Here is a 13,912-nt window from a genome sequence, read left to right as displayed (position 1 = left end):
CCAGCATCTGTCCGGTGGCCCCGGCCCGCCACTCGAACGGCTCAGGAGGCCGTTCCCAGCGCCCAGGTGGCGAGTGACAGTGTCGCCATCGACACCACCGTCGAGGCCACCACGGAGTCGCGTGCCGACCGGGTGTCCAGGCCGTACTGCTGGGCGTAGACGAAGACGTTCTGAGCGGTCGGCAGCGCGGAGCAGAGCACGACGGCCAGCAGATGACGGTCCGGAAGATGCAGCAGCGGGCCGCCGACGGCGAACGCGATCACCGGCTGCACCAGTGTCTTGAGCGCGACCGCCACAACGGCCTCCGTCCGTCGGCCACCTGCTGCCCCCTCCGCCTCCGCCGTCTCCCGCGTCCGACTCGGGGCGGGGCCTTCGACCGGCGCACGCCGGTTCAGGGACAGACCCAACGTGACCAGCGCGGCCGGGACGGCGGCGGCACCGAGCAGATCGCAGGAGTGGGCGAGGGCGTGCGGCAGTCGCAGCCCGAGCGCGGACACGACGACACCCGAGAACGATGCCAAGATGATGGGATTGCGGACGGGCATGGTCAGCATGCGCCGGGCCACGGTGCCCAGTCCGGGACGGGTACCGGACACCGGGCCGTCACCGCCCGTTCCACCGGCTCCGGCGCCGTCCGCAGAGCCCTTCCCGACCCCCGTCCCCGCCCCCGTCCCCGCCCCGGTCCGGGGCCGCGTCCCCGCGTCCAGCAGGGCAAGGATCACCGGGGAGACCAACAGCACCTGGAACAGGATGATCTGGGCGACGAACGAGGCGTCGCCCAGCACCTGGACCGCCACCGGTATGCCGAGATTGGCCGAGTTCACATAGCCGGACGCCATGCCGCCGATCGCCCGGTCCGCCGTGCCCCGGCCGAAGAACCGGCCCGCCACGAAGAAGCCGAGACCACAGGTCAGCGCCGTGCCGGTCGCGAAGGCCACCAACGAGGAGTTGGCGAACGCGCGCAGGTGTGTCCCGGAGACCATGGTGAACAGGGCGGCGGGCATGGCCACATGGAAGACGAACCGGCCCAGCACGTCCTCCGCCCGCTCGCCGAGGAGCCCGCCGCGCCCGACCGCGTAACCGACGCCGGTGAGCATCCAGATGGGGGTGAAGGCGGAGAGCAGGGCATGCATGCCGCCCATGATCCTCGCGCCGCCGTACGCCTTCGGCCGGGGGTTCGGGCCGGGGGCGGGCGGTCCGGGCGGGACGGCTCGACGACGTGCCCCAGAGCCTGCCGGGTGACCCGACGGACTCCCGGGCACATCGTCGGCCCCGCCCGGATGCGGGAAGGGCGGTCAGTTCCCGGCGGTACCCGGAGCGGACGTTCCCGCAGCGTCCACAGCACCCGCAGCGTCCACAGCGTCGGCGGTACGCGTGGTGCCCGAGGCGCCCGCGGTGCTCACGGCCTCCGAAGTGCCCGAGTCGCGCGGGCTGCCCGCTGTGCCCGCAGTGCCTGCGGAGGTGGTGACCTGGAGTTGCTTGATCCCGTTGAGCCAGGCCGAGCGCAACCGCCGCGGCTCACCGATCAGCCGCAGGTCCGGCATCATGTCCGCGATCGCGTTGAAGATCAGGTCGATCTCCATCACGGCAAGGGACTTGCCGAGGCAGAAGTGCGGACCGCCGCCGCCGAAGCCCAGGTGCGGGTTGGGGTCGCGGGTGATGTCGAAGGTCTCCGGGTTCTCGAAGACCTCGGGGTCGTTGTTGGCCGAGGAGTAGAACAGCCCGACCCTGTCGCCCTTCCTGATCCGCTGCCCGCCCAGTTCGACGTCCTGGGTGGCGGTCCGCTGGAAGGAGACCACCGGGGTGGCCCAGCGCACGATCTCCTCTGCGGTCGTCCCCGGACGCTCGCGCTTGTAGAGCTCCCACTGGTCGGGGTGGGTGAGGAAGGCGTGCATCCCGTGGCTGATGGCGTTGCGGGTGGTCTCGTTCCCGGCCACGGCGAGGAGGATCACGAAGAAGCCGAACTCGTCGGAGGACAGGTTCCCCTCGCCCTCCGCGGCGACCAGCCGGCTCACGATGTCCTTGGCCGGACACTCCTTGCGGGCGGCCGCCAGGTTCATCGAGTACGCGACGATCTCCATGGCCGCCTCGGCGCCGGCCTCCGCGGTGATCGCGTACTCCGGATCGTCGTACGCCGCCATCTTGTTGGACCAGTCGAAGATCTTCGACCGGTCCTCCTGAGGTACGCCGATGAGTTCGGCGATGGCCTGGAGCGGCAGTTCGACGGCGACCCGGGTGACGAAGTCGAACGAACCGTCGTCGTCGGCTCCGGCGACCGCGGCCTCGACGATCGAGCGAGCCCGGTCGCGCAACGCCTGTTGCAGGGAGCGGACCGCGCGGGGCGTGAAACCCCGCTGGACGATCTGGCGGACCCGGGTGTGCTCGGGCGGGTCCATGTTCAGCATGATCAGCTTCTGGACCTCGATCTGGTCGCGTTCGATCGACTCGTTGAAGCGGATGACCGCGGTGTTGGTGTGGGACGAGAAGAGCTCCGGGTGGGTGGAGACGTACTTGACGTCCGCGTGCCGGGTGACGACCCAGTAGCCCTCGTCGTCGAAACCGGAGACACCGGCCGGCTGGGTGCACCACCAGACCGGTGCGGTCTGCCGCATCTCGGCGAACTCCGGGTGGGGAACGCGGGCTTGGAGCAGGTCGGGATCGGTGAAGTCGAACCCTTCGGGCAGATGGGGGCAGGACATCGGCATCTCCAGGTCGGTCCGAGGGCCGTCCGCACGTCGCCTGACGGTCCATCAGAAGTTGTCCGCAAGGTAGTAACGGGTTCTACAACTGGCAAGAGGGGTGGTCGGTTCTGTTGCGTGAAGAGTACGTGGGGCGAGCGCAGGGCGATCGGGGGTGAGCGGGGGGTGGGTGGGGAGCGGCAAGGAACGGGTGGGGGCGGCGCAAGGTGTGTGCAGCACCCTTGCGCGGTGGCGCCGGGTCTCATAAGACTGCCCAAAGAACTAGAACGCGTACTAGTTTGCCTCCGCGGGCGCCGGGACGCCCCCTGCGGAGGCGCGAGGAGAGGACGAGCCCATGGCCGCGGAACCCGTCATCGTCGAAGCCGTACGCACCCCCATCGGCAAGCGCGGAGGCGCGCTCGCCAATCTGCACCCCGCCTACCTGCTGGGTGAGACCTACCGAGAACTCCTCGGTCGCACCCGGATCCACGCCGACTGCGTCGAGCAGATCGTCGGCGGCACGGTCACCCACGCCGGTGAACAGTCCATGAACCCGGCCCGCAACGCCTGGCTCGCCGTGGGTCTCCCGTACGAGACCGCCGCCACCACCGTGGACTGCCAGTGCGGTTCCTCGCAGCAGGCATCCCACATGGTCGCCAACATGGTGGCGGCCGGTGTGATCGACATCGGGATCAGCTGCGGCGTCGAGGCGATGTCGCGGGTGCCGCTGGGCAGCGGTTCCAAGCACGGGCCGGGCAAGCCGTGGCCCGACGAATGGAACGTGGACCTGCCCAATCAGTTCGAGGCGGCCGAGCGCATCGCCCGCAAACGTGGTCTGACCAGGGCGGACGTCGACCGGTTAGGGCTGCTCTCACAGGAACGGGCAGCCGTCGCCTGGGCCGAGGAACGCTTCAAACGCGAGACGTACGCGGTCCAGGTGCCGACCACCGAGGAGGAGCAGGCGGCGGGGCAGGGGATGTGGCGACTGGTCGACCGGGACGAGGGGCTGCGCGATACCAGCACCGAGGCGCTCGCGGGCCTCAAGCCGGTCATGCCCACCGCGATCCACACCGCGGGCAACTCCTCGCAGATCTCCGACGGTGCCTGCGCGATCATGTGGGCGTCCAAGCGCATGGCCCGCGCGCTCAAGCTCAGGCCCCGCGCCCGGATCGTCGCCCAGGCGCTCACCGGCGCGGACCCGCACTTCCACCTCGACGGGCCGATCGACGCGACCCGGGCGGTGCTCGGCAAGGCCGGAATGTCGCTCAAGGACATCGACCTCGTGGAGATCAACGAGGCATTCGCGTCCGTGGTGCTGAGCTGGGCCCAGGTCTTCGAACAGGACCTGGACAAGGTGAACGTCAACGGCGGGGCGATCGCCCTCGGTCACCCGGTCGGTGCCACCGGAGCCCGGCTGATCACCACGGCGCTGCACGAACTGGAGCGCAGGGACAAGGAGTTCGCCCTGATCACGATGTGCGCCGGCGGCGCCCTGGCGACGGGCACCATCATCCAGCGGTTGTGACGTCACGGGTGCGCCGTGGTGCCGGACGGTCGGAACAACCCCCGGCCGGGGGTGCACCTGATGACACCCCCGGCCGGGGCCCAGGCCGGTACCCGTGCCGCCGAACCCCGCATAGCGTCGGGGCCATGGAGAACAACACCCTCGGCCCCCGGCCGACTTGGCGCGCCCGTCGGCGTTCTGCCCGCAGCGGACCGGTGGTTGCCGGCGCCGTGGTCCTCGCCGCACTCGCGGGTGCCGCTCCCGCAGGCGCCCGGCAGCCCGCCTCCGCGCCCACCGCCACCACCGCGTCGCACCACTCCGTCACCGCGCACGGCGCTTCGGCGGTGCGGGGCCGGGGAGACCTCCTCGGCGTCACCCCGGTGGCCGACCTCGACCGTGCCGCCGTCGCCCGCTTCCTCGCCGACGGAAGGGTGGACACCGGCACCGTCCGCCACGGGCTGCGTGGATACCGTCTCACCTACCGCACCGTCACCCCGCAGGGCGCACCCACCACCGCCACCGGCCTCCTCGTCCTGCCCAAGGGCGGACCGCACCGTCTCGACCTGGTCTCCGACACCCACGGCACGATGGCCCACCGCGACTACGCGCCCTCCGTCGGCGAGGACTTCGGTCGCCTCGCCCCCTACCTCCACGCCTCCGCGGGCCGCGCCGTCGCCGCCCCCGACTACCTCGGCCTCGGCAAGGGCCCGGGACGTCACCCGTACATGGACACCGCGTCCGCCGTCACCGCGTCCGTCGACATGCTGCGAGCCTCCCGCACCGCCGCGCTGCGGCTGGACCGGCCGCTCACCGGCGAGGTGTACGCCAGTGGCTTCTCCCAGGGCGGCCAGGTCGCGATGGCCCTGGCCAAGGCCCTCGACAGCGGTGCCGACCGGCACTTCAGGCTCCGCGCCCTCGCCCCCGTGTCCGGGCCCTACGACATCGAACACGCCGAGATGCCCGCCCTGTTCGACGGCCGGGTCAACGACATCAGCGGCATCTTCTACCTGACGTACTACCTCACCGCGCAGAACCGAATGCACCCGCTCTACAAGGACCCGGCCGAGGTGTTCCGGGAGCCGTACGCGGGAATCGTCGACGACCTCTTCGACAGCGAACACACCGAGGAGGAGATCATCCCCGCCCTGCCCGCCACACTGAAGGAACTGCTCACCGACGACTACTACCGGCGCGTCCAGCACCCCACCGGCGCCCTCCTGGACGCCGTACGCGCCCAGGACGGCACCTGCGCCTGGAAGCCGCGCGTCCCGGTGCGCCTCTACTCCTCGTCCGGCGACACCGACGTGCCGATCGCCAACGCCCGCAGCTGCGCCGCGGATCTCGCCGCCCATGGCGTCGGCGCCGGGCTGGTCGACCAGGGAGCGACCGACCACAACACCACGTACAGGACGTCCGGTCCGCAGATCGTGCGCTGGTTCGACGCGCTCGCCGGGCGGCGCTGAACCGGGGCGCCTCCCCACGCTCAGTACGGCACGTGGGTGGGGAAGGTGGCGGTGGGGCTGAGCAGCGCGGCGTACGCCTCCTCGTGCTGACGGCGGTGGCGGCCCGACCGGTTCATCTCGACGAGCGGGCTGGTCAGGGTGATCAGCCCGTCGTTGGCCAGCTCCTGGACACGCATCAGTAACGCCCGTACATCCAGGCCGAGTTCGGCGGCGACCGTCTGCACGTCGAGCCCGGACTCCCAACTCCACAACAGCACGGAGTCCATGCTGGGCGACCAGACGACGGTGCTGTCCAGCTCGACGGGCGGCACGACGGGCGGCATGACGGGAGGCATTGTGGGCGGCACGGTGGGGGGCATCTGGGGAGGGGGCGGGGGAGGCGGAGTGACCGGCGGCGGTGGTACGGACGGCGGGAGCGTTCCCGTCGAGGAATGCGTCGTCGCGGCCGGTGCGGGGACGGATGTCCCGTCGCGCGGGCGCGGCACCGGTACCTCGGGCCCCGAGCGGCTCTTGTGGGCCGGTTCCTTCGCGGTGCGCGGCTTGTGCCCCAACAGCTCCTGGGCGAGCGACCGGGCGTCATTGCGGCCCACCGTGCGTCGCGCCAATCGCACCTCGCGCTCGTTCAGGCCCATCAGGTCCGCGATCGATCCGTCGTCGCCGACCGTGACGGCGAACGCCGCGAGCGTCCTGCTCCGCTCGGCCTGCGCCTCGTCCAGCAATGCCTGCGCGCGACGCATGCGTTCGTCGCTGGCGCAGAAAGCTTCCGCCAGGACGGTGTTCCGATCCCAGAAATCACGAGGTTCCACGTACGTGACAACGCTCCGGCCGTTGCCAGGAACGGAGAGCCGAGCAAAATGCGCCTAGATGGACCAACGGATCATCAAGTCCTCAAGTGTGATGAAGTAGTTCGCCCCGTTCGGTACCGGTCTGCGCGGGACGTCATGCAGTCCACGCCCCATGCGATCCGGGTACGGGGCCGGTCGTGGAGGATCGGGGCTCCGGGGAGCCCTTGCGAACCGGGACGCGGGAGGGAACGGGGGAGCGGCAGGGAACGGGCTCGCGGGCCGCTACTCGCCGGGGGCGTCGAAGGCGGCCCGCGCCTCGAAGGCGGCGCGGCGCGTGGCCCGGCGCAGGGCCTTCAGCAGCGTCGCGCCGAGCGTGAGCGTCAGTACCACGGTGAGCGCCGCCCGGCCCAGGTCCCAGCCGAGCGACGTCGCCGTGACGTAGGCGAGGAAGCGGACCAGGTTCTCCGACAGCGGATCGCCCGGGTGGAAGGAGATCCCGGAGCCGAGACCGGGCACGATCGTCCAGCCGTACAGATTCATCACCGTGCCGTATGCGAAGGCCGCCACGAACCCGTAGCCCGCGAGCATCAGCAGTTCGCCCCGCCCGCGCAGCCGGTCCGGGCCCGGCAGCAGGCCCGCGCCCATGGTGAACCAGCCCATCGACAGCATCTGGAACGGCATCCACGGCCCCACTCCGCCGGTGAGCAGCGCCGAGGCGAACATCGTCACCGAGCCGAGCACGAAACCGAAGCCGGGCCCGAGCACCCGGCCGCTCAGCACCATCAGGAAGAACATCGGCTCCAGCCCCGCCGTCCCCGCGCCCAGCGGGCGCAGTGCGGCGCCGACCGCGGCCAGTACCCCCAGCATGGCCACCGCCTTCGCGTCCAGGCCGGAGTCCGCGATCATCGCGACGACCACGCCGACCAGCAACGGCAGCAGCGCCGCGAACAGCCACGGCGCGTCCTGGGAGTGCGCCAGCCCGGAGTCCGCCCCGGCCAGCAGCGGCCAGCCGAACGCCACCACCCCGATCGCGCTGACCAGCACCAGCGCGATGATCGCCCGCGGTCCCAGCCGCACCGGCCGCGCGGCCCGCGCCCCGGCCGCTCGGCTCCGCACGTCCTTCCCCCTCCGTCCGCCGTGCCCGCTGCCCGCTCCGTCCCGACAGGTCCCGTCGCCGTGCCCGCTGCCCGCCGTCCCCTCGCGGCGCCCGTCCTGCGCGGCCCGCTCGCGGCGCCCACGGTCCGTCCCGTTCCGTTCGAGGTGCCCGCTCATCCCCGGTCCCCCAGCGCGTCGCGCACCTGCGGCACGGTCAGCCACTCCTGCGGGGCGAGTATCTTCGCCGTCTGCGGGGCGAACGCCGGGGAGGAGACCACCACCTGCCGGGTCTCCCCGTCCGCGACGATCTCCCCGTCGGCCAGGATCACCACCCGGTGCGCCAGCTCCGCGGCGAGCTCCACGTCGTGCGTGGCCAGCACGATCGCGTGCCCGTCGGCGGCGAGCGCGCGCAACACCCCGACCAGGCGGGCCTTCGCCGCGTAGTCCAGGCCGCGGGTCGGCTCGTCCAGGAGGAGCAGCGGCGGCCGCGCGGTGAGCACCACGGCAAGGGCGAGCGCGAGCCGCTGGCCCTCGGACAGATCGCGGGGGTGGGTATCGTCCGGTACGTCGGGCAGCAGCTCGGAGACCAGGGCCCGGCAGCTGCCCGCCTCGGCGCCCGCGTCGGCGTCGGCCGCGGCACATTCGGCGGCGACCGTGTCCGCGTACAGCAGATCCCGCGGTTCCTGCGGTACCAGCCCGACCCGGCGCACCATCTCGCGCGGCTGCGTGCGGTGCGGGGTCCGGCCGCCGACCAGGACGGTGCCGGCGGTGGGCTCGATCATGCCGACCAGCGTGCCGAGCAGCGTCGACTTCCCCGCCCCGTTGCGCCCCATCAGGGCAACCGTTTCGCCGGGGGCGACGGCGAGCGTCACCCGGCGCAGCGCCTCGACGCGCCCGCGCCGTACGCCCAGCCGCTCGACCCGGGCCGGGGCGCCGTCGACCGGCTCCGGGGCCGCGGCGTCATTGCGCGCGCCGCGGCCCAGCAGGCGGGCGAGCGGGCCGCGCCGCACCGGTGCCGGGGCGTCGGGCAGCGGAGCCACGACGGTCCCGGCCGAGGGGGCCGACGGCGCGGCCGGCCGGACCCCCGCGAGCCGTTCGCGCAGGCCGACGGCGCAGCGCCGGGCGTCGCGGACCGTCAGCGGCAGCGGTTCCCACCCCGCCAGGCGGCCCAGCGCCACGACCGGCGGATGGACCGGGGAGACGGCCATGACCTCGGCGGGTGTCCCCACGACCGGTGCCGCGCCCGGCGACGGCAGCAGGACGACCCGGTCCGCGTACTGCACCACGCGTTCCAGGCGGTGCTCCGCCATCAGGACCGTCGTCCCCAGGTCGTGCACGAGCCGCTGGAGCACGGCGAGGACCTCCTCGGCCGCCGCCGGGTCCAGCGCGGACGTCGGCTCGTCGAGGACCAGGACCTTCGGGTGTCCGGTGAGCACCGAACCGATCGCGACCCGCTGCTGCTGGCCGCCGGACAGGGTGGCGATCGGCCTGTCCCGCAGCCCGGCGAGGCCCAGCAGGTCCAAGGTCTCCTCGACCCGCCGTCGCATCACGTCGGGGGCGAGCCCCAGCGACTCCATCCCGTACGCCAGCTCGTCCTCGACGGTGTCGGTGACGAAGTGGGAGAGCGGGTCCTGGCCCACCGTGCCGACCAGATCGGCGAGTTCGCGCGGCTTGTGGGTGCGGGTGTCGCGGCCGTCGACCGTGACCCGGCCGCTCAGCGTGCCGCCGGTGAAGTGCGGCACGAGCCCGGAGACGGCGCCCAGCAGGGTCGACTTGCCGACCCCGGACGGGCCGACGAGCAGCACCAGTTCGCCCTCGGGCACGACGAGGTCCACCCCGGACAGGGTGGGGCGTTCCGCCCCCTCGTACCGCACCGCGACCTGCTCGAACCGGATCACTGGTCCTCCTCGCCCTCTCTGCCGCCCGCCGACGGCGGCACCGGTGCCACCAGGGCGGGCACCAGTCCCACCAGCACCGCCGCCGCGGGCCACAACGGAAGCACCGGTGCGGTCAGCGGCACGACCCCCGGGTGCAGCGCGGCGGCGTCGACGCCGCCCGCCCAGATCATCGCCACCGCCACCGCGACCCCCGAACCCGCGACCAGCCAGGCCCGCGCACCCCACCGGTCGGGCCGGTAGCGGGTCCGGACCGACCGGGCCCCGCCCAGGCGCAGCCCGGCCGCCGCCGCGACCAGCCCGGCGACCAGCAGCGGCAGCCCGTACGCCGCGCCCTGCGCGGCCAGCAACCCGTACGTGCCCGCGCACACCCCGAGCAGCCCGCCGAGCGTGAGCACGTTCGTGGTGCGGCGGACGGCCGCCGGGACCTGGGCGGTGCGCCCGTAGCCGCGCGCGTCCATCGAGGCCGCCACCGCGACCGACCGCTCCAGCGCGCCCTCCAGGACCGGCAGCCCGATCTGGAGGACCGCCCCGATCCCGCCCGTCGGGCGGCCCCGCAGGCGTCGCGCGGTGCGCAGCCGCCCCACGTCGGCGACCATGTTCGGTGCGAAGGTCATCGCGACGACGACGGCGACCCCCGCCTCGTACAGCGCGCCCGGCAGCGACTTCAGCAGCCGGGCCGGGTTGGCGAGCGAGTTGGCGGCACCGAGGCAGATCAGCAGGGCGGCCAGTTTCGCCCCGTCGTACAGGGCGAAGAGGAGCTGCTCCGCGGTGACCCGGCCGCCGATGCGCACGCCCTTCGCCCAGTCGGGCAGCGGCACCTCGGGGAGGGTGAACACGGTGTGGGTGCCGGGGATCGGCGAGCCGAGGAAGACGGAGAAGACCAGCCGCACGCCGATGACGAACAGCCCGATCCTGATGAACGCAGCGTAGGAGCGGGCCCACGGCGCGTCCGTCCGACGGGCCGCGACCACATAGCCCGCCACCCCCACCAGCAGCCCCAGCAGCAGCGGGTTGGTGGTCCGGGACGCGGCGGTGGCCAGGCCCAGTGCCCACAGCCACCACGCCCCGGCGGGCACGGCGTTGCTCCGGGTCGCCTCGGGGGCGCGCAGCGGGTGGTACGGCCGGACGGTGCGGGTGGTGCCGGACGCCGGGCCGCTGGTCGGTGCGGTCATCCTCGGCGGCGACGGGCCTGCGCGGCGGCGGCGATGCCGAGGACGACGACGGCGCCGATCCCGACGTACACCCCCGCGGACGGGCCGCCACCCGAACCGTCCGAGCCGTCGTCGTCGGCAGCGGTCGCGGCCGGTGCCGTGGCGGTCGCGGAGCCGACGGGCGCCGGGTGCCCGCCGTCGCCCGACACCTGCTCGCCGCAGCCGGTGGCCGGGTAGCCGGAGATGGCGCAGAGCAGCGCGTCGCTGTTGTAGCGCAGCGGCTTGGCCACCGAGGCGAGCGCCTCGGCGGTGCTGGCGTCCGGGGCGATCCGCGCACAGGCGGTGCGCTGTGCGGGCGGCGTCCGCCCGTCCGGGGCGTCCGAGGCCGTGCCCGGGTCGATGACGAGCGCGATCCGCTTGGATCCCTTCTCGGCCGGGGTGTCCGCGCAGATCTTCGCGAAGTCGGGAGCGGTGCGCGGTCGTGCGGAGTCCTGGGAGTCCTCGCTCACCGAGAACCGGAATCCCTGCACCGAGCCGTCGTCCGGCCGGACCAGGGCCGGGCCCTGGGTGGCGTACGTCCAGCCGGTGCCGGAGCCCTCCCAGAACGACCAGTACCGGTAGCCGGCCGCCCGGGCCGGTCCCGCGCACAGCACCGCCAGGACGGCTCCCAGGACCACGACTACCGCGCCGGACCTTGCCGACCGCCTCACAGCTGCTGGTTCTTCCGGCGGCCGCTGATCAGGAACCCGACACCGGCGCCGACGACGAGGCCGATCCCGACGAACCACCACACGCCGCCGATCACGTCGTCGCCGCTGTGGACCTGGTCCTTCTGCGTGGCTTCGTACCCGGTGTCGGTGGACGGGTCGGGCGTCGTGATCGCCGCGGGCTTCGGCCCTGCCGCGTTCAGTCGGTCGACGAGGTTCACGCCGCCGAAGTCCCGGGCGTCGCTGCCGGTCGCGTGCGCGGCAAGGATCAGCTGCGCGTAGGCGGCGGGGCCGTTCTGCTCCGCCCAGGGACCGGAGTTCTTCTTCAGCCAGGCAACGGCCCCGGCGGCCTTGTCCTGGTGGCCGGAGGCGGACAGCGCCACGACGGCGTCGGCGGTGTTGCCGAAGTCGGGCTGCGGGGCGGTGTCCTCGGCGCCGGGCATCGGCGCGAGGTCGAGGTGGCCGTCGGCCGCGAGGGCCCCGGCGAGGAAGTGGGCACCGTTCTGGGCGGCCTGCTCGGGGTTGAGGTCCGTGCCGGGGTGGCAGCTGGTCCCCTTGGCCGCGGCATTGTTGCCGGTGGCCAGGGCCTTGCCCATGGTGCCGAGCACGGCCGCGGCGGTGGCGTCCGCGTTGGCGGCGAGCTTCCCCGCCTTGTCGGCCTGATAGGCGAAGGCGCCGCCGTCCTTGCCGCCGCACGGGATCGACAGCGCGAGCAGCGGGTCGTACGGGGTCTTGCCGCCCGGGGTGGTGATGTCCGCGAGCTGCTGGCCCTGCCGGGCGAGGGCGCCGATCACCAGCGAGGTGGAATTGGCGTCGCTGGGCTGTCCGGCGGCGTAGCCCCAGCCGCCGTCCTCGTTCTGCACCGACTTCAGCCAGCGGACCGAGTCGTTCACGGTCTCCCGGTGCCCGTCCACCTCGACGAGCGCCTGCACGGCGACCGCGGTGGCGTTGGTGTCCAGCATCGTCTTCGCGTCGCACGGCCGGGAGACGTCGGCCCGGTACGCGGCGAAGGCGCCGTTGTCGCACTGCTGGCCGATCAGCCAGTCGACCGCCTTCGCGGAGGGCGTCACTCCCTCGACCCGCTGGGCGAGGAAGGCGAGCGACTGTCGCCAGACGCCGTCGTAGGTGGGGTCCTTCGTGCCGTACAGCCCGGCGGGCAGTGGGGCGGACCGGGTGGGCGGCGGGGTCGGCGCCGCGATCGCGATTGGGGTGGCCGCGCTGAGCAGGACGGCGGTGGCGGCGAGCGTTGCCGCGCTGCGGCGTACGGTCATGGCGGGCGGGGCCTCTCCTGCACGGGGAACCGGGGACGGGCACGCTCACGCACCAGGCTCCGGCTCCGTATACCTCGACGGTGCCGACCACCGGGGTTCCGGTGGTACGAGCCGGTCACGACCGCGGACAGGGCATTCCGACTCACCGTCCGCAGGACGGCTCACGGCTGCGTGGTCAGTGCCGGATTCGCACCGGCTTCCCCCTGTACGGGCATGATGACGACCGTCCCACTCTACCGGGCGGTCCGGAAGCACCCCCGGGGCCCGCCCCACGGCTGCGGTCGACGAGGTACGTCGCCGATGTCACACCGCGAGGTACGTCACGGGATCGCTCCCCGCCACCGCCTCCGCGCGCCCCAGCTTCACCAGCCGCCGCAGATGGGCCTCCGCCTCCGAGACGGCGATGTTGCGCGAACCGGGCGGGATCTGCTCCCAGGGCCGGTTCCACTCCATCCGCTCGGCCAGTTCCCACGGGGTCAGCGGCACGGTCAGCAGCCCGAGCAGCCCGGTCAGCCGCTCCTCGTGGTGGACGAGGAGTTCCCGCACCCGCCCCGCCGCGTCCGGGAACGCGTACTGATGGGCGGGCAGCACCTCCGCGACCCCGAGCCGCCCGATCCGCTCCAGCGAGTCGAGGTAGTCCCCGAGGGGGTCGGTGACGGTGGCGTCGTCCGGGTCCTCGTACAGCCCGATGTGCGGGCTGATGCCCGGCAGCAGATGGTCCCCGGAGAACAGCCGCCCCCGCCCCGGCAGCTCGGCCGGATGCCGCTCCTCCAGGTGGAGGCAGACGTGGCCGGGGGTGTGCCCCGGCGTCCAGACCGCACGCAGCCGCCGCCCCGCCAGGTCCAGCAGTGCGCCGGGCACGATCTCCCGGTCCGGGAGCGCGGCCCGCGCCCCGGGCAGCGTGCTCATGCGTCCCCGTTCCGCCGCCGCGGCCCGCAACGGCGCGAGATGCGCCTCGGGCGCCCCGACCGCGGTGAGCTTGCCCACCAGATATGTCAACCAGGTGCCGGGCTCCGACTCGCGGGTGCGGCGCACGATCTCGGTATCCGCCGCGTGCATGGCGATCCAGGCCCCGGACGCCTCGCGGACCTGCCCGGACAGTCCGTGGTGGTCGGGGTGGTGGTGGGTGATGACCACGCCGTGGATGTCGGCGACGTCCGTGCCGACGGCGGCCAGCCCGGCGGTGAGCGTGTCCCACGCCTCCGGATCGTCCCAGCCGGTGTCGATCAGGACCGGCCCGCGATCCGTGTCCAGGACGTGCACCAGGGTGTGGCCGAGCGGGTTGTCCGGGATGGGCACCTTGATGCTGTGCACGCCCCCGCCGTGGTCGGTCACCTGCGTCATGGGCTCCCCATCTCCC

At 73.2% G+C, this 13,912-nt stretch carries 11 protein-coding genes and 1 riboswitch; of the genes, 2 read left to right on the top strand and 9 right to left on the bottom strand.

Features of this window, described 5'->3' with window-relative positions; all coding sequences use genetic code 11:
* Positions 1–41 precede the first annotated feature (41 nt).
* A complete protein-coding gene (locus tag ACFC79_RS04405) occupies positions 42–1,133 on the bottom strand; it encodes an AEC family transporter (protein ID WP_376235063.1) in 1,092 nt (363 codons plus the stop codon).
* 162 nt (positions 1,134–1,295) lie between these two features.
* On the bottom strand, positions 1,296–2,699 hold the full coding sequence (locus ACFC79_RS04400; RefSeq protein ID WP_376235061.1) for a cytochrome P450: 1,404 nt from the start codon (positions 2,697–2,699) through the stop codon (positions 1,296–1,298).
* A gap of 334 nt (positions 2,700–3,033) precedes the next feature.
* Between ACFC79_RS04400 and ACFC79_RS04395 the strand changes: the two genes are divergently transcribed.
* Both ACFC79_RS04395 and ACFC79_RS04390 read left to right on the top strand, forming a co-directional pair.
* Positions 3,034–4,203 carry a steroid 3-ketoacyl-CoA thiolase gene (locus ACFC79_RS04395; RefSeq protein ID WP_376235058.1) on the top strand — a complete coding sequence of 390 codons (1,170 nt, stop codon included), beginning with the start codon at positions 3,034–3,036 and terminating at the stop codon, positions 4,201–4,203.
* Positions 4,204–4,328: 125 nt separating this feature from the next.
* Entirely contained in the window at positions 4,329–5,645 is a 1,317-nt protein-coding gene (locus ACFC79_RS04390) for an alpha/beta hydrolase (RefSeq protein WP_376235055.1), read from the top strand.
* A gap of 20 nt (positions 5,646–5,665) precedes the next feature.
* On the opposite strand, the gene ACFC79_RS04385 is transcribed toward ACFC79_RS04390, so the two are convergent.
* From ACFC79_RS04385 to ACFC79_RS04355, 7 genes are all read right to left on the bottom strand, one after another.
* On the bottom strand, positions 5,666–6,451 hold the full coding sequence (locus ACFC79_RS04385) for a hypothetical protein (RefSeq protein WP_376235053.1): 786 nt from the start codon (positions 6,449–6,451) through the stop codon (positions 5,666–5,668).
* Between the two features lie 261 nt (positions 6,452–6,712).
* Positions 6,713–7,546: an ECF transporter S component gene (locus ACFC79_RS04380; protein WP_376235051.1), complete on the bottom strand. Its 834-nt coding sequence runs from the start codon at positions 7,544–7,546 to the stop codon at positions 6,713–6,715.
* 152 nt (positions 7,547–7,698) lie between these two features.
* A complete protein-coding gene (locus ACFC79_RS04375) occupies positions 7,699–9,423 on the bottom strand; it encodes an ABC transporter ATP-binding protein (RefSeq protein WP_376235048.1) in 1,725 nt (574 codons plus the stop codon).
* Positions 9,420–10,595, bottom strand: a complete 1,176-nt coding sequence (locus tag ACFC79_RS04370; protein WP_376235046.1) for an energy-coupling factor transporter transmembrane component T — start codon at positions 10,593–10,595, stop codon at positions 9,420–9,422. Before ACFC79_RS04370 ends, ACFC79_RS04375 begins: the two co-directional genes overlap by 4 nt.
* Positions 10,592–11,284, bottom strand: a complete 693-nt coding sequence (locus tag ACFC79_RS04365; protein WP_376235043.1) for an SCO2322 family protein — start codon at positions 11,282–11,284, stop codon at positions 10,592–10,594. Before ACFC79_RS04365 ends, ACFC79_RS04370 begins: the two co-directional genes overlap by 4 nt.
* Positions 11,281–12,552: a prenyltransferase/squalene oxidase repeat-containing protein gene (locus ACFC79_RS04360; RefSeq protein ID WP_376235041.1), complete on the bottom strand. Its 1,272-nt coding sequence runs from the start codon at positions 12,550–12,552 to the stop codon at positions 11,281–11,283. The genes ACFC79_RS04365 and ACFC79_RS04360 overlap by 4 nt, the downstream gene beginning before the upstream one ends.
* A gap of 108 nt (positions 12,553–12,660) precedes the next feature.
* A riboswitch (cobalamin riboswitch) is annotated at positions 12,661–12,799 on the bottom strand.
* A gap of 56 nt (positions 12,800–12,855) precedes the next feature.
* Entirely contained in the window at positions 12,856–13,896 is a 1,041-nt protein-coding gene (locus ACFC79_RS04355) for an MBL fold metallo-hydrolase (protein ID WP_376235039.1), read from the bottom strand.
* Positions 13,897–13,912: the final 16 nt, after the last annotated feature.

Source organism: Streptomyces sp. NPDC056061 (genome assembly GCF_042266885.1).
GTDB lineage: Bacteria > Actinomycetota > Actinomycetes > Streptomycetales > Streptomycetaceae > Streptomyces.
The sequence above is the reverse complement of the archived record's forward strand: the minus strand, read 5'-3'. Positions and strand labels throughout refer to the sequence as shown.